General features: G+C 65.4%; 19 protein-coding genes. 7 read left to right on the top strand and 12 right to left on the bottom strand.

What is annotated here, in order from left to right; all coding sequences use genetic code 11:
- Positions 1–7: 7 nt before the first annotated feature.
- On the bottom strand, positions 8–1,462 hold the full coding sequence (locus tag ACVIW0_RS18640; protein ID WP_461353637.1) for an efflux RND transporter periplasmic adaptor subunit: 1,455 nt from the start codon (positions 1,460–1,462) through the stop codon (positions 8–10).
- The gene (locus tag ACVIW0_RS18635; RefSeq protein ID WP_461357365.1) at positions 1,452–2,921 is read right to left on the bottom strand and encodes an efflux transporter outer membrane subunit; all 1,470 of its coding nucleotides are present in this window, start codon (positions 2,919–2,921) and stop codon (positions 1,452–1,454) included. The genes ACVIW0_RS18640 and ACVIW0_RS18635 overlap by 11 nt, the downstream gene beginning before the upstream one ends.
- A 615-nt stretch (positions 2,922–3,536) precedes the next feature.
- On the opposite strand from ACVIW0_RS18635, the gene ACVIW0_RS18630 reads away from it, so the two are divergent.
- Positions 3,537–4,571 carry a cysteine synthase A gene (locus ACVIW0_RS18630; RefSeq protein WP_461353636.1) on the top strand — a complete coding sequence of 345 codons (1,035 nt, stop codon included), beginning with the start codon at positions 3,537–3,539 and terminating at the stop codon, positions 4,569–4,571.
- A 117-nt stretch (positions 4,572–4,688) separates the two neighbouring features.
- On the opposite strand, the gene ACVIW0_RS18625 is transcribed toward ACVIW0_RS18630, so the two are convergent.
- From ACVIW0_RS18625 to ACVIW0_RS18610, 4 genes are read right to left on the bottom strand one after another with little or no spacing between them, the layout of a single operon-like run.
- Positions 4,689–5,429 (bottom strand): amino acid ABC transporter ATP-binding protein, encoded by a 741-nt coding sequence (locus tag ACVIW0_RS18625; protein ID WP_461353635.1) that lies wholly within the window; start codon positions 5,427–5,429, stop codon positions 4,689–4,691.
- An 11-nt stretch (positions 5,430–5,440) separates the two neighbouring features.
- Positions 5,441–6,961: an amino acid ABC transporter permease gene (locus ACVIW0_RS18620; RefSeq protein ID WP_461353634.1), complete on the bottom strand. Its 1,521-nt coding sequence runs from the start codon at positions 6,959–6,961 to the stop codon at positions 5,441–5,443.
- Positions 6,958–8,163 (bottom strand): amino acid ABC transporter permease, encoded by a 1,206-nt coding sequence (locus tag ACVIW0_RS18615; RefSeq protein ID WP_461353633.1) that lies wholly within the window; start codon positions 8,161–8,163, stop codon positions 6,958–6,960. The genes ACVIW0_RS18620 and ACVIW0_RS18615 overlap by 4 nt, the downstream gene beginning before the upstream one ends.
- Before the next feature lie 24 nt (positions 8,164–8,187).
- A complete protein-coding gene (locus tag ACVIW0_RS18610) occupies positions 8,188–9,207 on the bottom strand; it encodes an amino acid ABC transporter substrate-binding protein (protein ID WP_461353632.1) in 1,020 nt (339 codons plus the stop codon).
- 335 nt (positions 9,208–9,542) lie between these two features.
- Between ACVIW0_RS18610 and metC the strand changes: the two genes are divergently transcribed.
- The 5 genes from metC to ACVIW0_RS18585 all read left to right on the top strand — a co-directional run bounded on the left by metC (position 9,543) and on the right by ACVIW0_RS18585 (position 15,348).
- Complete coding sequence (gene metC, locus ACVIW0_RS18605; RefSeq protein ID WP_461353631.1) at positions 9,543–10,739, top strand: cystathionine beta-lyase; 1,197 nt, start codon at positions 9,543–9,545, stop codon at positions 10,737–10,739.
- A gap of 286 nt (positions 10,740–11,025) precedes the next feature.
- On the top strand, positions 11,026–11,829 hold the full coding sequence (gene cpaB / locus ACVIW0_RS18600) for a Flp pilus assembly protein CpaB (protein WP_461353630.1): 804 nt from the start codon (positions 11,026–11,028) through the stop codon (positions 11,827–11,829).
- A 13-nt stretch (positions 11,830–11,842) separates the two neighbouring features.
- Positions 11,843–13,309 (top strand): type II and III secretion system protein family protein, encoded by a 1,467-nt coding sequence (locus ACVIW0_RS18595; RefSeq protein ID WP_461353629.1) that lies wholly within the window; start codon positions 11,843–11,845, stop codon positions 13,307–13,309.
- 33 nt (positions 13,310–13,342) lie between these two features.
- Positions 13,343–14,083 carry a CpaD family pilus assembly protein gene (locus ACVIW0_RS18590; protein ID WP_461353628.1) on the top strand — a complete coding sequence of 247 codons (741 nt, stop codon included), beginning with the start codon at positions 13,343–13,345 and terminating at the stop codon, positions 14,081–14,083.
- Positions 14,080–15,348, top strand: coding sequence for an AAA family ATPase (locus tag ACVIW0_RS18585; RefSeq protein ID WP_461353627.1), 1,269 nt, complete (start codon positions 14,080–14,082; stop codon positions 15,346–15,348). The genes ACVIW0_RS18590 and ACVIW0_RS18585 overlap by 4 nt, the downstream gene beginning before the upstream one ends.
- A 27-nt stretch (positions 15,349–15,375) precedes the next feature.
- Here the strand turns inward: ACVIW0_RS18585 and ACVIW0_RS18580 are convergent, their stop codons facing one another.
- Together ACVIW0_RS18580 and ACVIW0_RS18575 are read right to left on the bottom strand one after the other, a co-directional pair.
- Positions 15,376–16,137 (bottom strand): tetratricopeptide repeat protein, encoded by a 762-nt coding sequence (locus ACVIW0_RS18580; protein WP_461353626.1) that lies wholly within the window; start codon positions 16,135–16,137, stop codon positions 15,376–15,378.
- A 202-nt stretch (positions 16,138–16,339) separates the two neighbouring features.
- Complete coding sequence (locus ACVIW0_RS18575; protein WP_021079298.1) at positions 16,340–16,585, bottom strand: PilZ domain-containing protein; 246 nt, start codon at positions 16,583–16,585, stop codon at positions 16,340–16,342.
- Positions 16,586–16,855: 270 nt separating this feature from the next.
- Here ACVIW0_RS18575 and ACVIW0_RS18570 point away from each other — a divergent pair, with 270 nt between their 5' ends.
- Positions 16,856–18,538, top strand: coding sequence for a Na/Pi cotransporter family protein (locus tag ACVIW0_RS18570; protein ID WP_461353625.1), 1,683 nt, complete (start codon positions 16,856–16,858; stop codon positions 18,536–18,538).
- 17 nt (positions 18,539–18,555) lie between these two features.
- On the opposite strand, the gene ACVIW0_RS18565 is transcribed toward ACVIW0_RS18570, so the two are convergent.
- From ACVIW0_RS18565 to ACVIW0_RS18550, 4 genes are all read right to left on the bottom strand, one after another.
- Positions 18,556–20,370 (bottom strand): peptidoglycan DD-metalloendopeptidase family protein, encoded by a 1,815-nt coding sequence (locus ACVIW0_RS18565; RefSeq protein ID WP_461353624.1) that lies wholly within the window; start codon positions 20,368–20,370, stop codon positions 18,556–18,558.
- Between the two features lie 145 nt (positions 20,371–20,515).
- On the bottom strand, positions 20,516–20,854 hold the full coding sequence (locus tag ACVIW0_RS18560; RefSeq protein WP_461353623.1) for a lipid-A-disaccharide synthase N-terminal domain-containing protein: 339 nt from the start codon (positions 20,852–20,854) through the stop codon (positions 20,516–20,518).
- A complete protein-coding gene (locus ACVIW0_RS18555) occupies positions 20,854–21,615 on the bottom strand; it encodes a glycosyltransferase family 2 protein (protein ID WP_461357364.1) in 762 nt (253 codons plus the stop codon). Before ACVIW0_RS18555 ends, ACVIW0_RS18560 begins: the two co-directional genes overlap by 1 nt.
- Before the next feature lie 87 nt (positions 21,616–21,702).
- Complete coding sequence (locus ACVIW0_RS18550) at positions 21,703–22,548, bottom strand: phosphatase PAP2 family protein (RefSeq protein WP_461353622.1); 846 nt, start codon at positions 22,546–22,548, stop codon at positions 21,703–21,705.

Raw genomic sequence — 22,548 nt, 5'->3', positions numbered from 1 at the left:
ATGCCGGTCATGGCTGCGCCTTTGGCGCGCCGCCCGATTGTTCGCCCCCTGCCGCCGGTGCCGGGCCGGTCTGCCCCTTCTGATCGCCGTCGCTGTGCTCGCGCCGGCCGCGGTGCTCGCCGTTCTTGCCCTGCCCGTCCTGCTTGCCGTCCTTGCTTGGGCCGTCGCCCTGCGCCCCGCCGCGCTTGCCATCGGGATTGCGGCTGCGCTTGCGCGGCGCGAGATCGGCGGCCGGCGGCCCGTCGTCCTTGCCGACCACGACCTTTGCGCCATCGGAGAGATTGGCAAAGCCCGTGGTCACGACGCGATCCGACGTGGTCAGGCCGCTGGCGATGACGGCCTCATGCTCGTTCTGCTGGGTGACTGTGACCGGCTTGGCCGTGACGACGTTGTCCTCGCCGATCACGTAGCTGAAGGTGCCGGCGGGACCGCGCTGCACGGCCGAGGTCGGCACCACGATCGCCTGGGCCAAGGTCTCGACCTTGAGGCGGACGTTGACGAACTGGCCGGGCCAGAGCTGGTAGTTGGCATTCGGCAGTTCAGCCTTCAGCTTTAGCGTGCCGGTCGTCGGATCGACCTGGTTGTCGATGCCGGTGAGCTTGCCGGTGTCGATCACGGTGACGCCGTCATTGCCGAACACGTCGACCGCAAGCTGGCCCTTCGCGGCGGCGGCGTTGACGCGCATGATCTGCTGCTGCGGCAGGCTGAACCACACCGCGATCGGCTGCAGCTGGGTCAGGATCACGAGCCCGGTGGTGTCAGAGGCATGGATGATGTTGCCCTGGTCGACCTGGCGCAAGCCGGCGCGGCCCGCGATCGGCGCCACGATCTTGGTGTAGCTCAGCGTCGCGGCCGCATTGTCGATCGCGGCCTGATCGGCCTTGATCAGCGCCTCCTGCTGCGCGACCAGCGCGCGCTGCGTGTCGGCCTGCTGCTTGGAGCCGGCATTGGTCGACGCCAGCTGTTCATAACGGGCGAGGTCGAGCTTCTGGTTGGTGAGCAGCGCGACGTCCTGCGCCTTCTTGGCGACGGCCTGGTCGTACTGCGCCTGATAGATCGCGGGATCGATCTCGCCCAGCACGTCGTCCTTCTTGACGTCCTGGCCCTCGACGAAATTCACCTTGAGTAGCTTGCCGTCGACCTGCGAGCGCACGGTGACGGTGTTGAGCGCCTTCACCGAACCAACGCCGTCGAGATAGACCGGTACGTCATGCACCTGCGGCGTGGCCGCAAGCACCGGCACCGGTAAATCGGGCCGCGCGCCTGCACCGCGCCCGCCCCCTGCGCCCTGCTTGGGCTGGAACGCGAGCCAGCCGAGATAGCCGAGCCCGCCCAGGATCACGAGCGTGATGAGCAGCGACACCATGCGCCCGAGCAAGCGGGAGACCAGGCTCCGCTTGCGCGGTGCGGTGCTCTTCTCGTCGTCCTTGCCGTTTTCCTTGGAGTCGGGCTTAAAGAGCATCGACCGGTCTTTCCATTTTCGGTTCCCAGCCGCCCCCCAAGGCCTGATACAGACTCACGATCGCCAAAAGCCGGGCCAATTGGGCCTGCGAATAGGCATCTTCCGCCTGGAACAAGGTCAGCTGCGTGTTTAGCACAGTTACGATGTCGGCGGTGCCGGCCTTCAGCTGCTGCTCGGCGAGGTCAAAGGCGCGCCGCGACGACGACAGCACGTCGCGCTGCAATTGCAGCCGCCGTGTGGTCTCGCGGATCGCGACCAGCGCATTGTCCACATCGGTGAACGATTGCACGACGGTCTTGCGGTAGGTCTGCAGCAGTTCGTCCTGCCGCGCCTTTGCGTTTTCGAAATTACCGAGGATCCGGCCGCCGTCGAAGATCGGCTGGGTCATGCTGCCGACCAGGTTGAAGAAGGCCGCATGCGGCTGGAACAGCGAGACCAGCGCCTGACTCTGGTAGCCGCCCGTCCCGGTCAGTTGGATGCTCGGAAAGAACTGCGCCCGCGCACTGCCGACATTGGCCGTCGCGGACGCAAGCTGCGCCTCCTGCCGGCGGATATCAGGACGCTGGGTCAGCAATTCCGATGGCAGTCCCGGCGTCACGCGCGGGATCGCGACGGAGTTGAGCGAGCCGCCGGCGACGCGCACGCTCTCGGGCGGCCGCGACACCAGCACCGCGAGCGCGTTGATATTCTGGTCGAGCGTCTGCCGCAGCGGCGGCACCAGCGCGCGCTGATTGGCGAGCACGGTTTCCTGCTGCGCGACGTCGAGATCGGAGCCGGTGCCGGCCTTGAAGCGCTCCCGGATCGCATTGAGGATGCGCTCGGCGCTGGCGATGTTGCGCTGCGCGGTGCGCAACCGGTCCTGGCTGGCGAGAACCGTGAAATAGGCGTTGGCGACACTTGTAAGTGTAGTCAGCGCCACCACCTCGCGGTCAAAGCGGTCGGCGACTGCAGTTTCCTCCGCCGCCTGCGCGGCGTCGCGGTTCTGGCCCCAGAAGTCGAGCTGATAGCTGGCGCTCAGCGAGGCGTTGTAGTTCACCACCTCGCGCCCGCCATTGGTGAGGCCGCTGGCGCTGGAGCCGGAGGTGCGCGAATAGGTCTCCGAGCCATTGAGATTGACGGCCGGCAGCAGCGCCGCGCCAGCCTGCCGCGCCAGCGCATCGGCCTGGCGGAAGCGCGCCACGGCAGCGGCGATGTCGAGGTTGACGGTCTGCGCCTCCTCCATCAGCTGCGTCAGCTCCTTGGAGCGGAAGCCCCGCCACCAGTCGAGCGTCGGAAGCGCCTCGCCCGGCCGGCTCAGGCGCGCGGCCTTGTAGCCTTGCGGCACGTCGAGCGCCGGATCGGGGATGTCCTGGGTCAGGATGCAGCCGGCGGAGCCCGCGACCAGGCCGAGCGCGACCAGCGAGCGTCCCGCGAGCCGTCGCAGGCGGACAGCGAGGCCGAATTGGCCTCCAGGCACCATCGCGGACGCGGGCTGGGTCACACCCGTTCTCCGCCGCGGCCAGACGTCGCCTGTGGCGCACGAATGACGCTTTCAGCGATGGTCTGGGTGACGTTCACGGGACAATGCTTTCAATGGAACCTGCTTGTCCATCCTACCCTTGGGATGATGGGGCGGACAGCCCTGTCAGGATTGCGCGACGTCGCATCCCCTGCGATTCGTGGCCATCCTGGATATCCGCTTCTCCCTATTTTTTAAGGCATTTCCGCGTATTTCAGCGCTTGGCGGAAGTTGCCATTGTTACCAAGATTTCATGGGGATTTCTCAGCCCCTGTTGCCTCGAATCCGCAACCTGGCCACAGCCGCGGCGATCCTAGCGATGCCGCGCACCGCGCCGGAGGGTCTCGAACCGGCCTGCCGCGCGCATCTGATGCCAAACCGTCCGGCGCAGAGCGATTCTGCCAGGTGAGTGACGCGGCGCAAAACGCGGTTCTCGCGATGCGCGTGCGATCCGCGCGCATTGGCCAAAGCGTGTTGAACCCACCATTTGCCGCAGTGCGAAAGCCCTTCCCTTTTTCGGTCAGCACACTAGGTTCGCGGCAAGCAAGACACAGACCGGCAAAGAAATTCCCCGACATGGCATTCAACAAAGACGTCATTGAAGCGATCGGCAACACCCCGCTCATCAAGCTGAAACGCGCATCCGAGCTGACCGGCTGCACCATTCTCGGCAAGGCCGAATTCATGAATCCGGGCCAGTCGGTCAAGGACCGCGCCGGCAAATGGATGATCCTGGAGGCCGAGAAACGCGGCGTCCTGAAGCCGGGCGGCCTCGTGGTCGAGTCGACCGCCGGCAATACCGGCATTGGCCTTGCGGTCGTCGCCAGCGCGCTGGGCTATCGCACCCTGATCGTGATCCCGGAGACCCAAAGCCAGGAGAAAAAGGACTTCCTGCGGCTGTGCGGCGCCGAGCTGGTCGAGGCACCGGCGCTGCCATTCTCCAATCCGAACAACTATCAGCATCTCGGCAAGCGTCTCGCCGACCAGCTTCGCAAGACCGAACCGAATGGCGTGCTGTTCGCCGACCAGTGGAACAACCTCGACAATCCCAAGGCACATTACGACTCGACCGGCCCGGAGATCTGGCAGCAGACCAACGGCCAGATCGACGGCTTCATCTGCTCGGTCGGCACCGGCGGCACGCTTGCCGGCATCAGCCGCTACCTGAAGGAGAAGAACAAGGACATCGTCACCGCCTGTGCCGATCCGCACGGCTTTGCGATGTATGAATTGTTCAAGCACGGCGAACCCAAGATGACGCCGGGCAATTCGATCACCGAAGGCATCGGGCTCGGCCGCGTCACCCCGGTGGTCGAGACCGCCAAGGTCGACACCGCGTTTCTGGTCTCCGACACGGACGCCGTGACGGTGATCTATGAATTGCTCGAGCACGAGGGCCTCTGCCTCGGCGGCTCGACCGGCGTCAACATCGCCGGCGCGATCCAGCTCGCCAAGCAGCTCGGGCCCGGCAAGACCATCGTCACGATCCTTGCCGATTCCGGCAGCCGCTATCTCTCCAAGCTGTTCAATCCGGAGTTCATGCGCTCGAAGAACCTGCCGGTGCCGGAGTGGCTCGAGAAGCGCACCAAGATCGAGCTGCCGTTCGTATAGGGTGCAGCGTCATTCCGGGGCGATGCGAAGCATCGAACCGGAATCTCGAGATTCCCCGATGCGCAATTGCGCATCTGAGGTCTGGTCCTTCGGACCGTCCGGGAATGACGACGAAGATCACCGCAAGATCTGGCTCAAGAACAGCTTTGACCGCGCATGCTGCGGGTTGGCGAAGAATTCCTGCGGCGTGTTCGACTCGATGATCTGGCCGGCGTCCATGAACACGACGCGATTGGCGACCTCACGGGCAAAACCCATTTCATGAGTGACGACCAGCATGGTCATGCCTTCCCTGGCGAGATCGACCATGGTGTCGAGCACCTCCTTGACCATTTCCGGGTCGAGCGCCGAGGTCGGCTCGTCGAACAGCATCACCTTCGGGTTCATGGTCAGCGCGCGGGCGATCGCTACGCGCTGCTGCTGGCCGCCCGACATCTGGCCGGGAAACTTGTTGGCCTGATGCGGGATCTTGACCCGCTCGAGGAACTTCATCGCGGTCGCCTCGGCATCCTTCTTCGGGACGTTGCGCACCCAGATCGGCGCCAGCGTGCAATTGTCGAGCACGGTGAGATGCGGAAACAGGTTGAAGCTCTGGAACACCATGCCGACCTCGCGCCGCACCTCGTCGACCCGGCGCAAATTCGGTCCGAGCTCGATGCCGTCGACCGTGATCTCGCCTTCCTGGAATTCCTCCAGCGCATTGATGCAGCGGATCAGGGTCGACTTGCCCGAGCCGGACGGGCCGCAGATTACGATGCGCTCGCCCTTGCCGACCTCAAGGTTGATGTCGCGCAACACGTGGAAGTCGCCGTACCATTTGTTGAGCGTGGAAATGTTGACGATTGGGGTTGTGGACATGATGACCTTGTTCAGTGGCGGCGGTGGGCATTGAGCCGGGTTTCGACGAACAGCGCGTAACGCGACATTCCAAAGCAGAACACGAAATAGATCATTCCGGCAAAGGCAAATCCGGTGAAGGCCGTGGTCGGCGTCGACCAGGCCGGGTCCGAGAACGACGCCCGCAGGGAGCCCAGCAGATCGAACAGCGCCACAATCGACACCAGCGAGGTATCCTTGAACAGCGAGATGAAGCTGTTGACGATGCCGGGAATGACGTAGCGCAGCGCCTGCGGCAGCACGATCAGCGACGTCGTCTTCCACCAGGACAGGCCAAGCGCCGATGCCGCCTCCGCCTGCCCGCGCGCCACCGCGGCCAACCCGCCCCTGATCACCTCGGCCATATAGGCGCCGGTAAAGATCGCCACGCCAATCAGCGCACGCAACAGGCCGTCGACCGAGAAATTGCCCGGCACGAACAGCGGCAGCATGTAGGTCGCGAAGAACAGCACCGTGATCAACGGCACGCCGCGCCAGAATTCGATGAAGGCGATCGAGAAGATCCGGATCAGCGGGATGCTGGAGCGACGGCCGAGCGCGAGCGCAATCCCGATCGGCATCGAGGCGACGATCCCCGTGATCGCGATCACCAGCGTCACCAGCAGGCCGCCCCACAGCCGGGTGTCGACGATCGGAAAGCCGCCGCGATCGAGCCCCATCAGCCTGATGCCAACCGCGATCCCGGCGAACGTCAGCAGGCTGCCGATCAGGACCTTGCCACCGGTCCGCATGCCGCCGCCGAGGACGAACAGCACAGCGGTGACGATCGCGGCGGTGACCAGGAAATCGCTCCAGACCGGCAGCGACGAGGCCTGCAACAGATCGCGCAACCAGGTCAGCGGGTAGATCAGCCAATGGATGATTAGGCCGGCCAGCACGAGCAGCTTGCCCGGTACCCACAGCAGCGGGGCGATCGCCGAACCCTTGCTGAGATTGACCAGGAGATCGCCGGCGCCGCCGATGCTCTGCTCGAACAGCTGCAACAAGCCGGCGGTCCAGCTCACGCCGAAGCCAGCAATGCCGCCGCCATGCAGCAGGAAGAACGCCACCACGGGAAGCGCGAAGAAGAACAGGCCGGAATTCAGGCCCTTGGCCGGCAGGCGCGGCATCAGCAACGGCAGCAACAGCGCGGCGCCGAGCCCATAGGTCAGGTTGACCCGCCAGCGCTGGGCTTCCGGATAGAAGCCATAGATCAGCTGCGTCAGCTTGGCTTGAATGTAGGGCCAGCAGGCGCCGACCTCGTGCCCCGCTTGTTCGGCCAGGCAGGCGGTGCGATCCTTGCCGGTCCAGACCGCGTCGACCAGCAGGAACTTGACCGCGGGGATGATCAGGTACCAGGCCAGCAACAGCCCGAGGATCGTCAGCAGGATGTTGCCGGGCGAATTCAACAGCCGCGTGCGCAGGAATCCGATCAAGCCGCTGGTCTTCGCCGGTGCCGCACGCTCGGCAACCAGATCCTGCCGGACAAAGGACGTGGCGGAGATGTCCGTCATGCCACCATGCTCCGGTTGATCCGCCAGTCGTAGATGCTCATTAGCGCGCTCGTGGTCAGCGAGAGCAGCAGGTAGACGCCCATCGTCATGGCGATGATCTCGATCGCCTGCCCGGTCTGGCTCACCGCGGTGCCGGCGAACACCGAGACCAGATCCGGATAGCCGATCGCGACCGCCAGCGACGAATTCTTGGTGAGATTGAGGTACTGGCTGGTCAGCGGCGGTACGATGACGCGCATCGCCTGCGGCACCACGATCAGCCGCAGCGTCGCGGCGCGGCTCAGCCCGAGCGAGGAGCCCGCCTCCATCTGCCCCTTATGCACCGACAGGACACCGGCGCGGACGATCTCGGCAATGAAGGCCCCGGTGTAGGTCGACAACGCGACCGTCAGCGCGACGAATTCGGGGATGATCCGTGCGCCGCCGGCGAAGTTGAAGCCCTTCAGCTGCGGCAGCTCGAACTTCAACGGCCAGCCGAAGACCAGCATCGAGACCAGTGGCAGCCCGACCAGGCACGCCAGCTCATAGGGCCAGATCCGGATCATCTGCCCGCGCTGGAACAGGGCACGCCGCGCAGTGTGCCGCAAGCCCATCGCCACGACGATGCCGATCGCGAGCGCGACCAGGAACGGATAGAGCCCCGGCTGGCTGATCGGCTGGGGCACGATCAGCCCGCGATTGTTGAGGAAGAACGTGCTGAAGATCGAGATGCTCTGCCGCGGCGCCGGCAGCGCTGCGAGCACGGCGAGGTACCAGAACAGGATCTGGAACAGCAGCGGCAGGTTCCTGACGATCTCGACATAGATGCCGCCGATCCGCGACAGCAGGCCATTCGGTGACAACCGGCACAGCGCGACGATGAAGCCGATCACGGTGGCAAAGACAATGCCGATCACCGAGACCAGGATCGTGTTCAACAGACCGACGAAGAACACCCGCCAATAAGTGTCTGAGTTGTTATAGGCGATCAGACTCTGATTGACGTCAAAGCCCGCATTGTAGTTGAGGAAGCCGAAGCCCGATGCAATGTGCTGGGTCTCCAGATTGGTGCGCGCATTGGCGACGACCTCATAGGCGATCCAGGCCAGGATCGCGGCGAAGGCAATCTGGGCCGCCACCCCGTTCCAGCCGGTCTTGCCGCCAAGCGCACGCTTCAGCCTGAGGGCCAATTGCAGCGGTGGTTTGCGGGGCGCGATGCTCATCGCCGCAGCCGTCGGCTGGATCGATCAGCGGATCGGCGGCGCGTACTGGATACCGCCCTTGTTCCAGAGATTGTTGACGCCGCGGGCGATGCCGAGCGGCGAGCCGCTGCCGACATTGCGCTCGAAAGCCTCGCCGTAATTGCCGACAGCCTTCACGATCCGCACCACCCAGTCCTTGGTGAGGCCGAGCTGTTCGCCCAGATTGCCGTCGGTGCCGAGCACCCGTTTCATCTCCGGCTTGTCGGATTTGAGCATCGTGTCGACGTTCTTCTGGGTGATGCCGAGTTCCTCGGCATTGATCATCGCAAACAGCGTCCACTTCACGATGTCGAACCACTGGTCGTCGCCATGGCGCACCATCGGCCCCAGCGGCTCCTTGGAAATGATTTCCGGCAGCACGATGTGATCGGCGGGGTTCGCGAGCTTGAGACGGCTGGCATAGAGCCCGGAGGCGTCGTCGGTGAAGACGTCGCAGCGTCCGGATTCATAGGCCTTGACGGCCTCGTCAATGCTGCCGAACGCGATCACCTCGTACTTCATGTTGTTGCCCTTGAAGAAGTCGGCGAGGTTCTGCTCGGTCGTGGTGCCGGTCTGCACGCAGACCGACGCGCTGTTCAATTCCATCGCCGAATTGACCTTGAGCGACTTCTTCACCATGAAGCCCTGCCCGTCATAATAGGTCACGCCGGCAAAATTGGCGCCGAGCGAGGTGTCGCGCGATACCGTCCAGGTGGTGTTGCGCGACAGCACGTCGATCTCGCCGGACTGCAGCGCGGTGAAGCGATCCTTGGCCGACAGCGGCACGAACTTGACCTTGGTCGGGTCGTCGAGCACCACGGCGGCAATGGCCCGGCAGACGTCGACGTCGATCCCGGTCCAGTTCCCCTTGTCGTCCGGCGCCGAGAAGCCCGGCAGGCCCTGGCTGACGCCGCAGGATAGCTGGCCCCGATCCTTGACCGTCTTGAGGGTTTGCGCCGAGGCCGCCTGGTCCGACAGGGCGGCGGCGGCAACGGCAAGAAAAACAGCCAGGGATGCGCATTTCATGGGCAGGGCCTTTCAGGGTCGTCCGTTGGACGTTTGCTTTGCGATCGCCTCGCGCGCTTCACGGGCCATCCCAATGATCCAATGCAGCAAAGATGCCGGTCCGACCGGCAGTTTGTGGCAAGCCGGTCGGGCAATGGATCGTAGGTCGCGGCAGGCCCCTCAACGTGCGGCGACTGGTAGTTGCGCTGCATCACATAGCGACTGACGAGCCGGGTCAAGGGGTTGACGCATGTCTTCTGCGTCCTGTTAGTAACACCTCCCGGCGTAGCCCCGTCGCCCGACGCGGTGCGGCCGCGGCAAAAAGTCTAAAGTCTAAAGTCCAACGGCAGCGATCCATGACCTCCTCAGACGGCTCCACGCCCTCCCGCCCGCAACACATCGCAACCCGCCTGGTCACGGCCGGCCGCGACACCAAGGCCCAGAGGGGCTTCGTCAATCCGCCGGTGTTTCACGGCTCGACGGTGCTCTATCCGACCGCGGAAGACCTCCACGCCCATCGCGCCGAATTCACCTATGGCCGCCACGGCACCCCGACCACCCGGGCGCTGCAGGACGTGCTGATGGCGCTGGAAGGCCCGCAATGCGCCGGCGTCGGGCTCGCACCGTCCGGCGCCGCCGCCATCAGCACCACGCTGCTCGCCGTGCTGAAGGCCGGTGACCACCTGCTGGTGTGCGACAATGCCTACCGGCCGACGCGCAACGTCTGCAACGGCATGCTGGGCAAGCTCGGGATCGAGACCACGTATTTCGACCCGCTGATCGGCGCCGGCATCGAGACCCTGTTCAAGCCGAACACCCGCGCCGTGCTGCTCGAGGCGCCCGGATCGCAGTCCTTCGAGATGCCCGACCTTCCGGCCATCGCGGCGGTGGCCCATGCCCGCGGCGCGCTGGTCATCGACGACAACACCTGGGCGACACCGCTCTATCACCGCTCGCTCGAGCAGGGTGTCGATATCAGTATGCAGGCCGCGACCAAATATATCGGCGGCCATTCCGACATCATGTTCGGCACCATCTCGGCCAATGCGAAGGCATGGCCGCTGATTGCCGAGGGTATCCGCCTGCTCGGCGTCTGCGCCGGCCCCGACGACGTCTATCTCGCGCTTCGCGGCGTGCGCACGCTGTCGGTGCGGTTGGCGCAGCATCATCGCTCCGGGCTTGAGATGGCCCGCTGGCTGGCCGGGCGGCCCGAGGTCGCGCGCGTGCTGCACCCTGCCCTGCAAACCGATCCCGGCCATGCGATCTGGAAGCGCGACTTCACCGGCGCCTCCGGCCTGTTCAGCATCGTGTTGAAGCCCGTTCCGCAAACCGCGGTCGATACCATGCTCAACACGCTCACGCTGTTCGGCATGGGATTTTCCTGGGGCGGCTTCGAGAGCCTGGCGATCCCGTTCGACTGCAGCGACTATCGCACCGCGACCAAATGGTCGCCGGGCGGACCGACGCTGCGGCTGCATATCGGGCTCGAGAACGTCGACGACCTCAAGGCCGATCTCGATCGCGGGTTTGCTGCGTTGAAGGCCGCGCTCTGACCTTCGGCGCCGGCTGCCACGTTAGACCAGATTAACCACGACCGACGTGCCGTGCCCCGCGTTGCGACCAAGGTCGCACGCGCGGGAGCACGTGCGATGTCCGGGATTCTGCGGAGATGCGACCGGCTCCGATAACTCGCCGTTCACCATCCCCACCAATCCCTTAATTGTCCGGACCTTCCATCAAGTTCCCTTATACTTTTGCGGCCGTAGTGATGCTCCGGGAAGGGCTGTCAGTGCCGCAAGGAACGTGACTGCCCGACGTTAAGGGCATTCAGACAATCGCATGAAGACGGCACGCATCGTGGTCCTCGGCATCGCCGGCGTCGCAGGCCTCGCGGCCATGTATCTCGCGAGCGTTGGCGATAAAAAACCGGCGCTGGTCGCGCCGCCAGTGGTGCAATTGCCGACCGTCGAAGTGCTGGTGGCGAAGTCCGACATCGGCCTTGGCCAGTCGGTCAAGGCCGAAGACCTGCAATGGCAACGCTGGCCGGCTGAGACCGCGAGCGCCGCGTTCATCCGCCATGACACCAATCCCGACGCCATGAACGACGTGATCGGCTCGATTGCGCGCACACCCTTCATCATCGGCGAGCCGATCCGCGAGCAGAAGCTGGTCAAGGCCAATGGCAGCGGCTTCATGGCCGCGATCCTGCCCTCCGGCATGCGCGCGATCTCCACGGAAATCTCGCCGGAGACCGGCGCCGGCGGCTTCATCCTGCCGAACGACCGCGTCGATGTGATCCTGTCGCGACGCGACAAGAGCCCCGATCAGGTCCAGGGTAGCCGCGACATCATCACGACCGAGATCCTGCTGTCCAACGTCCGCGTACTGGCGATCGACCAGGCGCCGAAAGAGAAGGACGGCAACAACTCCCTCGTCGGCAAGACCGTGACCCTCGAACTCAAGCCCGAGCAGGCCGAGACGCTGGCGCGTGCCCGACAGAGCGGCACGCTGGCACTGGCGCTGCGCAGCATCGCCGACGTCAACGAGAAGACCGACGAGACCAGAGACCAGGCCCCGAAGCGGGGCGAGAGCATCAAGGTGGTGCGTTTCGGCATCCCGAGCTCGCAGACGACACAGAAGTGATGGGGGCTTCGCTATGACCACGGCTGCAAAACAACTGGCGACACGGACCACATTGGTCCGCTCGCTGTCATTCTCGGCGGTCACCGCCCTGATGCTGATCCCTGCCCTCGCCAGCGCAACCGATCCGGACAAGAACGCGGATGTCGCGGTGACAAGCAGCATTGCCGCCAAGACGCGGTTCGTTTCGCTCGGGGTCGGCAAGTCTGTGGTGGTCGACCTGCCCCGCGAGGCCAAGGACGTCCTGGTCGCCGATCCCAAGATCGCCAACGCGGTGATCCGCTCGGCGCAGCGCGCCTATATCATCGGCGCGGCGGTCGGCCAGACCAACGTGGTGTTCTTCGATGCCGACGGCAACCAGGTCGCCTCCTACGACATCGCGATCAAGCGTGACCTCAACGGCATGCGCGCCGCGCTGAAGCAGATGCTGCCGGGCGTCCAGATCGAGGGCGTCGGCGAAAGCGTCGTTCTGACCGGCACGGTGGCAAGCCCGGTCGAAGCCCAGCAGGCCGGCGACATCGCCGCGAAGCTGGTCGGCAGCGCCGACAAGGTCGTCAACTCCATTGTTGTGCGCGGCCGCGACCAGGTGATGCTGAAAGTCACCGTCGCCGAAGTCCGCCGGGACGTCATCAAGCAGCTCGGCGTCGATCTCAGCGCCAACATGAACTATGGCACTGCCGCGGTGGTCTTCAACAACGCCAACCCCTTCACCGCCAACAACGGGCCGCTCACCAGCAACTTGCTGACCGGCGCTGCTCTCAACAAACTCGGCGTGCCGACCGTCACCGCGACACTGCGCGCGATGGAAAGCGCGGGCGTGGTCAAGACGCTGGCCGAGCCCAACCTCACCGCGATCTCCGGCGAGTCGGCGACCTTTGTTTCGGGCGGCGAGTTTCCGATCCCGACCGGCGTCACCTGCCAGACGACGACGTCGGGCACGATCGGCAATTGCGTGCAGACCGTCAGCTTCAAGAAGTTCGGCATCTCGCTCAATTTCACCCCGGTGGTGCTGTCCGAGGGACGCATCAGCCTGAAGGTCATGACCGAGGTTTCCGAAGTCTCGATGGAAAACGCCCTGACCGGCGGCCAGAACGGCACGACCATTCCCTCGATCAAGACCCGCCGCGCCGACACCACGCTGGAAGTGCCCTCCGGCGGCTCGGTCGCGATGGCCGGGTTGATCCAGGAGCAGACCAAGCAGGCCATCAACGGAATGCCGGGCGTCGATCAGATCCCGGTGCTCGGCCAGCTGTTCAGGAGCCAGGACTTCGTCAACAACGAGACCGAGCTCATGGTTATCGTGACGCCCTATGTGGTGCGCGCGGTCGCGCAGAAGGAATTGTCCCGTCCGGACGACGGATTTGCTCCGGCCTCCGACGCACAGTCGGCGCTGCTGGCGCGCGTCAATCGCATCTACGGCGTTGCCGCCCGTGCCGAGCCGATCGGCGCCACGCCGGTCAATTTCGGCTTCATCATCGACTGAGGCGCGGGCCTGAAGGGGTTGGGGGATCCTATGATGACACGCAACACGCAAGCCGGTCACATCAGAGCGCTGTCGCTGTGCGGCGCCCTCGTCGTCAGCGCCATCGCGCTCGGCGGCTGCAACCTGACCGGCGACAATGTCGTAACCGGCACCGTGCCGGACGACTACCGGCAGCGGCATCCGATCGCAATCACCGAGGGCGAACAGTCGATCGTCGTGTTCGTGAGCCGGACCCGCGGCAACCTCACCGAAACCCAGCGCGACGACGTCATGGGACTGGCCCGCACCTGGCGCCGTGAAGGCACCGGCGCGATCGCGGTCGACGTGCCGGCCGACACCTCGAACGCGCGCTCGGCGCAGGCGGTTTACCAGGAGATCCGCGGCGTGCTGGCGTCGATGGGGGTGCCCGCCCACGCCATCACCAGGCGCGCCTATCACGTCGACGACCCGCGCGCGCTTCCGACCATTCGCCTCAGCTACCCGAAGATGGCCGCGGTCGCCGGTCCCTGCGGCGTGTGGCCGAGCGATCTTGCTCCCTCGATCTACAATCCGAACTACAACGAGAACAAGCAGTACGAAAATTTCGGCTGCGCCACGCAGCGCAACCTTGCCGCGATGGTCGCCAATCCGTCCGATCTCGAGCAGCCGCGGACCGAAACCGCCGCCTACACGCCGCGCCGCTCGGTCGCGTTCCAGAAATACAGCAAGGGCGAGTCGACCGCGACCATCTATCCTGAAGCCGATAAAGCCAAGTTGAGCGACGCCGGGAAATGACCGAACCACAACACGAGCCGCACCACGCCAACGACCACATTGCGCCGGCGCCGCGGATTTCGGTGCAGGCCTTCTGCGCCAGCGTTGCGACCGCCGCGACCGCGCGCGCCGCCGCCGAGGACCGCCGGCTCGCCAAGGCTCACCTCTCTGTCCACATGGGCGGCATCGCCGCGGCGATCGACACCTATCACAAGGCACCGACGCCCAACGTCATCATGCTGGAGACCGAGCCCGACAGCGATTTCCTCGCCGGCCTCGACGAGCTCGCCACGGTGTGCGATCCCGGCACCCGCGTCGTCGTGCTCGGCGCGCCCGGCGAGGCTGCGCCATATCGCGAATTGGTGCGGCGCGGCGTCAACGACTACGTCATCGGGCCGGTCAAGGTGCTCGATGTCGTGCGCTCGATCTGCAGCCTGTTCTCGTCCTCGGAAGCGGTCTCGGTCGGCCGCCTGATCGCGGTCGCGGGCGCCAAGGGCGGCGTCGGCGCCTCGACCATTGCCCACAATGTTGCCTGGACCATCGCGCGCGACCTCGGCCTGGATTCGGTCGTGATCGACCTCGACCTCGCCTTCGGTACCGCCGGGCTCGACTACAACCAGGATCCGACACAGGGCATCGCCAACGCGGTGTTCTCGCCCGAACGTCCGGACAGCGCCTTCATGGACCGCCTGCTCGCAAAATGCGGCGACCATCTCAGCCTGCTGGCGGCGCCGGCCACCCTCGACCAGGTCTACGATTTCGGCGCCGAAGCATTCGACGCCATCTTCGACACCATGCGCATGACCACGTCCTGCATCGTGCTCGACGTCCCGCATCAATGGACCGCCTGGACCAAGCGCGTGCTGGTGGGCGCCGACGACATCCTGATCGTCGCCGAACCCGACCTTGCCAACATGCGCAACACCAAGAACATGATGAACCTGCTGAAGACCGCGCGTCCGAACGACCGGCCGCCGCTCTACTGCCTGAACCAGGTCGGCATGTCGAAGCGCCCCGAGATCGAGATCAAGGATTTCGCCAAGACAATCGACAGTCAGCCGATTGCGACCATCCCGTTCGATTGCAGGCTGTTCGGCGAAGCCGCCAACAATGGCCAGATGATCGCGGAAGTCTCCCCGCGCCACCGCACCACGAGAACCTTCCTGCAGATCGCCCAGCGCCTCACCGGCCGCCCTGACCTCGCCGAGGCGCGGGAATCGTTCCTGTCGCCGATCCTCAAGAAGCTGCAGTCGCGCCGCAGCAGCGGGCGCCGCGCCGCCGGTTAGCCCGCCAGAACCTCGCCAGGAAACGCTTCAGTCGCGACGGCTGGCCGCGACCGGGATCTTGTCGGTATCGGTCCGGCTCGCGTCCCTGCGCGCCAACAGCCGCTTCAGCGCGGCAACGTTGGCCGAGCCCTGCTCCGGCGGCAGGTCGGCCTTCATGATGGCTTCAGCATCGGCCTGGCGGCCCTGCAGGCCGACCACGACGGCAAGATTGGTTCGCACCCGCATGTCATCGGGAGCACGCTCCCGCGCGCGGCGCAGCGTCTCCTCGGCCTTCGGCAGGTCCTTCGACAGCAGATAGGACAGGCCGAGATTGGACAGCACGGACGGATCGTCGGGCACGATCTTCAGCGCGCTCGCATAATACTGGCGTGCCTCGTCGTGGCGATCGAGCTGATCGAGCACGGCGCCCTGTGCCGACAGGATGCGCCAGTCCGGATCCTCCGGGGCGTGGGCGCGCCCGAGCACGTCGAATGCCTGCTGGAAATTGCCGTTGTCGGCGAGCGCCCGCCCGTAACCTGCGAGCAGCGCCTTGTTGCTGGGCTGCGCCAGCACCGCCTGCTCCATGACGGCGACGGCCTGTGCCCGCTGGCCGGTGGCGCGCAGCGCCCGGGCGTATTTCAGGGCGGCGTCGGTGTCTTTCGGATTGGAGCGGACCCGCTCGTGGTAAGTCGCGATGTCGCGCCGCGGATCGGCCGGGGACGGCGTGGCCTCCGCCGTATCGCCCAATGACCCGGTGATGTCTGACGGGCCCGAGGTCTGACAGGCGGCAAGCCCGATCAGCAGGACCATGGCAGATACCGAGCCCGCGAGCTGGCGCACGCGGCCTAAGGGTCGGCAAAGTTTTTCAGACATCAACGAGACTCGGAACAGCGAATGTTCCGGGATGCTCACAGCTTAACCCTAAGTTCCGGTTAAGGATGCCATCATCTCGCCGTCATCCGGCCCAGAAGCGGTACCGGATGCCGGGCGGCCAACCAGCCTGGCGGCTGATTCAGTCGACGAACTGGGCGCCGAATTCGTGCCCGATCCGCCAGGCCAGACGGCACTGACGCGGGCTGCCGGACGACAGGATGATGGTGAATTCCGGCGGAATCTCCAGATATTCGGCGATCACCTTGACGCCACCCGCCGAGATGTCGGTGATCATGCAGTCACGCGGCAACGACCCCGTGCCCAATTGAATTTTGGCGACGCTCCGGCACTCGCGGCGTTCGCTCTTGCGGCGATTCACAAACATTCTGATGATCCCCACGCCTTTCTGGGCAGCTTGCTGGCTGGACAGCTCTCTCGTTGCTACCGTGATAGCGGGGAAAGATTGGAAACTGCCTAGCGGAACCAATCGCAATTGAGCGGACATTTTCGAGGTTCATTTACCAGGCCCGCCCCCCGTTGGCCCCGCCGCCAGTCGTTTCCGACCGATTCCAACAGGAACAAAAAGGGTTGATCCCAGGTCATTTGGCGATAGCGTGGCCCCTTCGACTCGCATTTGCCGGGAAATCCAAGACGTATGGGAAGCCTTGTCCTGCTTGATCTGATGGGGGGCGTCGCGCTGCTGCTGTGGGGCCTGCACATGGTCCACAGCGGAATTCTGCGGGCCTTCGGGCCCGATTTGCGGCTGTTGCTGGCGCGGGCGCTGAAGAACCGGTTTACCGCCCTTGGCGCCGGCCTCGGTCTCACCGCCCTGCTCCAGAGCTCGACGGCGACCGCGCTGATCACCAGTTCCTTCGCCGCCGAGGAGATCGTCAGCTTGGTGCCGGCGCTCGCGATCATGCTCGGCGCCAATATCGGCACCACGCTGATCGTGCAGGTGCTGTCGTTCAACGTGGCGGCCGTGGCGCCGGTGCTGTTCATTGTCGGCCTCGTCGCGTTCCGCAGCGGGCCGCGCTCCCGGATCAAGGATCTCGGCCGGGTCTCGATCGGGCTTGGCCTGATGCTGCTCGCGCTGCACATCCTGCTCGACACGATGGCGCCGGCCGAGAATGCGCCGGGCGTGCGCGTGTTCCTGAACGCGATCACCGGTGATCCTGTGCTCTGTATCCTGATCGGCGCGGTCGTCACCTGGCTGGTGCATTCCAGCGTCGCCAGCGTGCTGCTGGTGATGTCGCTGGCCTATTCCCAGTTCATCTCGCCCTATGCCGCGTTCGCGCTCGTGCTCGGCGCCAACCTCGGCAGCGCCGTCAATCCATTGCTGGAAGGCGCGCGGCGCGACAATCCGGCAAGCTACCGGCTGCCGGTCGGCAACCTCGTCAACCGCGTCGTCGGAATCCTGCTGGTGGCGCCGTTCCTGCGGCCGATCACGGAAGCCATCTACACCTGGCAGCCCGATCTCGCCAAGGCGACCGCGCTGTTCCACATCGCCTTCAACGTCGCGACCGCGCTGCTGTTCATCGGCGTGCTCGACCAGATGGCGCGGCTGCTCGAGCGGCTGCTGCCCAAGCGGGCGCAGGCGACCGATCCGTCACGGCCGCGCTACCTCGACGAAGGCGCGCTGGAGACGCCCTCGCTCGCGCTGGCCGATGCCGCGCGCGAAGTGCTGCATATGGGCGACTACACCGAGGCGATGCTGCGCAAGGTGATGGCGGCGATGATGACCAACGATCGCGCTTTGGTCGACCAGGTGTCGAAGATGGACAACACCGTCGACCGCCTGAACGAGGCGATCAAGCTTTACGTCACCAAGCTCACCCGCGGCAGCCTCGACGAGCGCGAGGGGCAGCGCGCCATGGAGATCATCGCGTTCGCGATCAATCTCGAGCATATCGGCGACATCCTCGACAAGAATCTGAGCGAACTCGCGACCAAGAAGATCAAGCATCGCCTGCAGTTCTCTGCCGAAGGCGCCGACGAATTGTCGGCGTTCCACAAGCGCACAATCGATTCGCTGCGGATGGCGTTCGGCGTCTTCATGTCCGGCGACGCCAACGAGGCACGCAAGCTGCTGATCGAGAAGGCGGCGCTGCGCGCGGCCGAACTGGCCGCCGTCGAGCGTCATCTGGAACGCCTGCGCGAAGGCCGGCCGGAGACCATCGAGACCACCTCGCTGCATCTCGACGTGCTGCGCGACCTTCGCCGCATCCACTCGCATATCTGCTCGGTCGCCTACCCCGTGCTCGATGCCGCCGGCGAGACCGCAACCGATCGCGAGAATGCGGCGGACGCGGCCGAACTTCCGGCACCCGGGCGGCTCTGATCGAGGCGTCTTCGAGGTCAGGTCGGCGGCCGGTGCTCGGAGCCGGGATGCCGTGGCGGCGAAGCGGAGACAGCGGCAAGCTGGTCGATGCTGTCACGCTGGCGATCGAAAGCCCCAAGGAGATCGCCTTGCAGCAGTCGGCCGCCTGACAGCTTCATGCGCAGCGGATCGACGTTGCGACCGTTGATCCGCACCTCGTAATACAGATGCGGTCCGGTCGACAGCCCGGTCGATCCGACATAGGCAATCGTCTCGCCCTGACGCACGCGGTCTCCGATCTTCAGGCCCGACGGAACGCTAGCGATGTGGGCATAGGTCGTCTCATAACCGCGATCGTGGCGTATTCGGATGAATTTGCCGTAGCCGCGTTCGTACCCCTCAGTCTCGACGACGCCGGCGCCCGCGGCCGCGATCGGCGAACCGTAGGGTGCCGCATAATCGACGCCCTCATGGAAACGGCGGTCGCCAAGGATCGGATGAATCCGCCAGCCGAACCCGTCGCCGAGGCGCCCGCTGACCACCGGCTTGCGCAGCAGGAATTTGGTGATGGACTGGCCGTCCTCATCATAAAAGTCGGAGCTGCCGTCATCCGGCGCCGTGAAGCGGTAGTACCGCCGCGTCTGCCCGCCTGCCGTCAGGTCGATGAAGACCAGCTCCGGCTGGCCGAGATCGTTTGGCGCATAGATGATCTTGGCCGCGTCGGCATCGCCGAGCGGCGCGTCGAGGTCGAAATCGCGGGCACAAAGCCGCATCAGTTCGGCAACGATTCCTTCGTCGACGTGGTTGGAGCGCGCCAGCGCGGCGAGGCCGTCGCGCAGCGTTTCGCCGGGGACGGCATGCGTGTCGATCGACTGGCGCAGCAAACTCTCGCTCCGCGAGGAGGCGTCCGGCTGCTCGGGCACAATGACCTGGTATTGGCCGCCATCGGTACGACCGACAGCGAATACAGTGGAATCCGCCCGTTCGATCGACACTTTCGCGACATGGCTGCGTGGCAAGCTGCCCTCGCCGCTCTGTTCAACGATCGTGATCCTCTCGCCGCCGGACAGTGCCGCTTGAGAGCCGGCCGACGGGAAAGCGGCAAGCACCGCCGGCGCGTCCTCCGTCGCAGCGGTCAATGCCCGCAGAATGGCCGACAGCGTGTCGCCGGCTCGCGCGATGATGACATGCCGATAGTGGCGAGGCGACGCGGCAGATTTCGGCAGGTTGGTGACGTTGACCGCGTCACCGATCGGAGCTGTCGGATGCGGCGGCACGTCTTCATCGGCTGCGTAGGCGCTGGCGCCGCCCGGCAGCCCGCGGCGTGACGAAGCTGTCCGGATGATGAGTGGCAAGTCCGACAGCGCAGCATCTGGCGAGCTTGCGCGCTGCTGATCCTTGCCGTCTGCCGGCACATCGCGACCGCGTTCCTGCTGCGGTTCGGGATTGATCTCCGCGAGCCGCGCGGACACGCGGGTGAACGAACGGACCGAGCCGGCGTCGCTCAGCTGCTCGATCCTGAATGCGGAGCGATTGCCTTGCGCGCCCGGCTTCCGATCCAGCCGGTCGCCGCGCCGTGCCTCGTCGACCACCTCTGCCGCGAAGCGCGGAACCGAAACGATCGGCGAGACCGCGAATCGTGCGTGATAGCCAAACGTCCCGCGAAGCGCGCCGCCGAGCAGCGCGACGGCGGCGGCTCCGATTAGGACCGTCCCCGCCATCCAGCGGAGACTGATCGTGCGACGGTCCGGCAACTCGCCGTCGCCGCTCAGCGGCGGCGCGTCAAACGGCAGGACATCGCGGGCGCTCGATGCTTGACCACCCGCTTTCGTCGCTTCGCCACGGCCGTTCATCAACGCCCCTCATCCGTTGGCGCAGGGACTCGGGATGCCGCCACGCCCACGGCAAGCGGTAGATGCCATACGCCTTGGGGCGATTGTTTGACCGCCGTTCAGATTCGGCCGCAATTGATGAAGGGGCTGGGGGTGATCACGACGATCAGTTCTCGAGCGTCTTCGAGGCACGCCCGCGGTTCTTCAGGATCAGCATGATGTTGCGGACATAGATCAGCGTCGCTAGGCCCTGCCCGATGATGATGACCGGTTCGCGCTTGGCTAGCCCATAGATCAGCGTCATCAGGCCGCCGCCCATCGAAAAGAACCAGAACGCCATCGGCACCACGCTCTGGCCGGCGCGCTCGCTGGAGATCCACTGCACCAGGAAGCGCGCGGTGAACAGCAGTTGCGCCACGAGGCCGAACGCCAGCCAGAAATCGAACTTGGCGACGAACGTGTCGTAGAAATAGGCGCTCAGCGCCTGGCCAAACTGAATCAGCATCACTTCACCTCGGTGCGGCGCGTCACGTCGGAGACATTGGTCACTTCAGTGACGGCCGGCGTCGGCTTCTTGCGGCGGATCAGCCACCACACACCGGCGAGATCCATGATCCCGATCCAGAGCCGGTCGAAAAATCCGTAGTTCGAGACGCCGGAATGGCGCGGGCGGTCGACGACATCGACATAGGCAATCGCCAATCCCTCGCGGCGGACCAGCGCCGGAAGGAAGCGATGCAGCCCGTCGAAGTAAGGCATCGCCAGGAACACGTCGCGCGGAAACGCCTTCAGGCCGCAGCCGGTGTCGCGGGTGCCGTCGCGCAGGATGGCGCTGCGCACAGCGTTGGCGATGCGCGATTGCAGCTTCTTGAAGCCGGTGTCCTTGCGGCCGACGCGCTGGCCCGCGGCGAGACCAACGCGGCCGTTGCCGCTTTCGATCGCCGCGATCAGCTTGGGCAGGAAGGCCGGATCGTTCTGGCCGTCTCCGTCGAGCGTCGCCACGATCGCCCCACGCGCGGCACGCACGCCGCTGCGCACGGCGGCCGACTGGCCCGAAGAGACCGCATGGCGGAGCTGCCGGAGATTGGGCCGCTGCGCCATGATCGCGCCGAGCCGCTCGCCGGTCGCGTCCGTCGAACCGTCATTGACGTAGATAATCTCGTAGGCCCAACGGCCGTCGAGCGCGGCCGCGATCTCGGCGATCAGCGGCGCGATATTGTCCGCCTCGTTGCGCACCGGCACGACGATGGAGACGGCGACCGGCATCTGGTCGGAAACAGGCAATTCGGCACTCGTGGTTGATGAAGGGCTCGCGGCTGGAACCCGCCCGATCCGGCCGCCGGGCGACCGCTTTTATGGGGCGAAGGCGCTCCTCGCAACCCCTTTGAGGCGCCCTTCCGATGGTCCCGGCAAGGCCAAAACGGTGCCATCGCGACTGATGGCGAAACCAAGGCGGCGGGCGGCGAACCAGTAGCGCACGGCTATGGCGCCGATGACGCCGACCAGCGCGCCGGCCACCACGTCGCTCGGATGATGCGCCAGCAGTACGAGCCGTGTCGCGATGATGATCAGCGCATAGACCAGCATCGCGACCCGCGCGCGCGGCCACACCGCCGAGACGGCAAAAGCCAGCGCGAACGCCGTGATCGAATGGCCCGAGGGAAAGCTCGAATAGGCTTCGGTGCCGGCGAAATGCTGGAAGTTGAACGCGTTGGCCTTGCCGCCGACAAACGGTCGCCCGCGGCCGACGATCCACTTGAGCACCTCTCCCACCGCCACCGAGAGCGCGACCGACAGGAACAAGTATTGCAGCCGCGTCCCCAGGCCAAGCAAAGTGGCGCGCGGCACGCCGCGCAGCGCAGGCGCCGCCAACGCGACAATGATCAGCAGCAGACCGAGCGCGCTCAGCACATACTCGTCCTTGCCGAAATCGGTGAGCACCTTTACCCACCAGAGCCCCGGCGTGCCGCGTGGCGGCATCAGGCTGATTTCGGCGACATCGACCGCATACATCAGCGTGATGATCACGGCGCCGACGAGGACGACGAGCAACAGCACGTGGCGCGCCGAACGCCGCGCCGCCTCGGCCCGTCGCGAGTGCGACGGCGCGCGCACGAGCTGTGCAAGAGACAGCCAGACCAGCGTCAGCAATCGTCCGAAATAGTTGGCGGATTCCGGGTTGGCTGGCTGCGCCGACAT

This window comes from Bradyrhizobium sp. USDA 4454, assembly GCF_054822705.1.
This window is presented reverse-complemented; position numbering and strand designations above follow the sequence as displayed.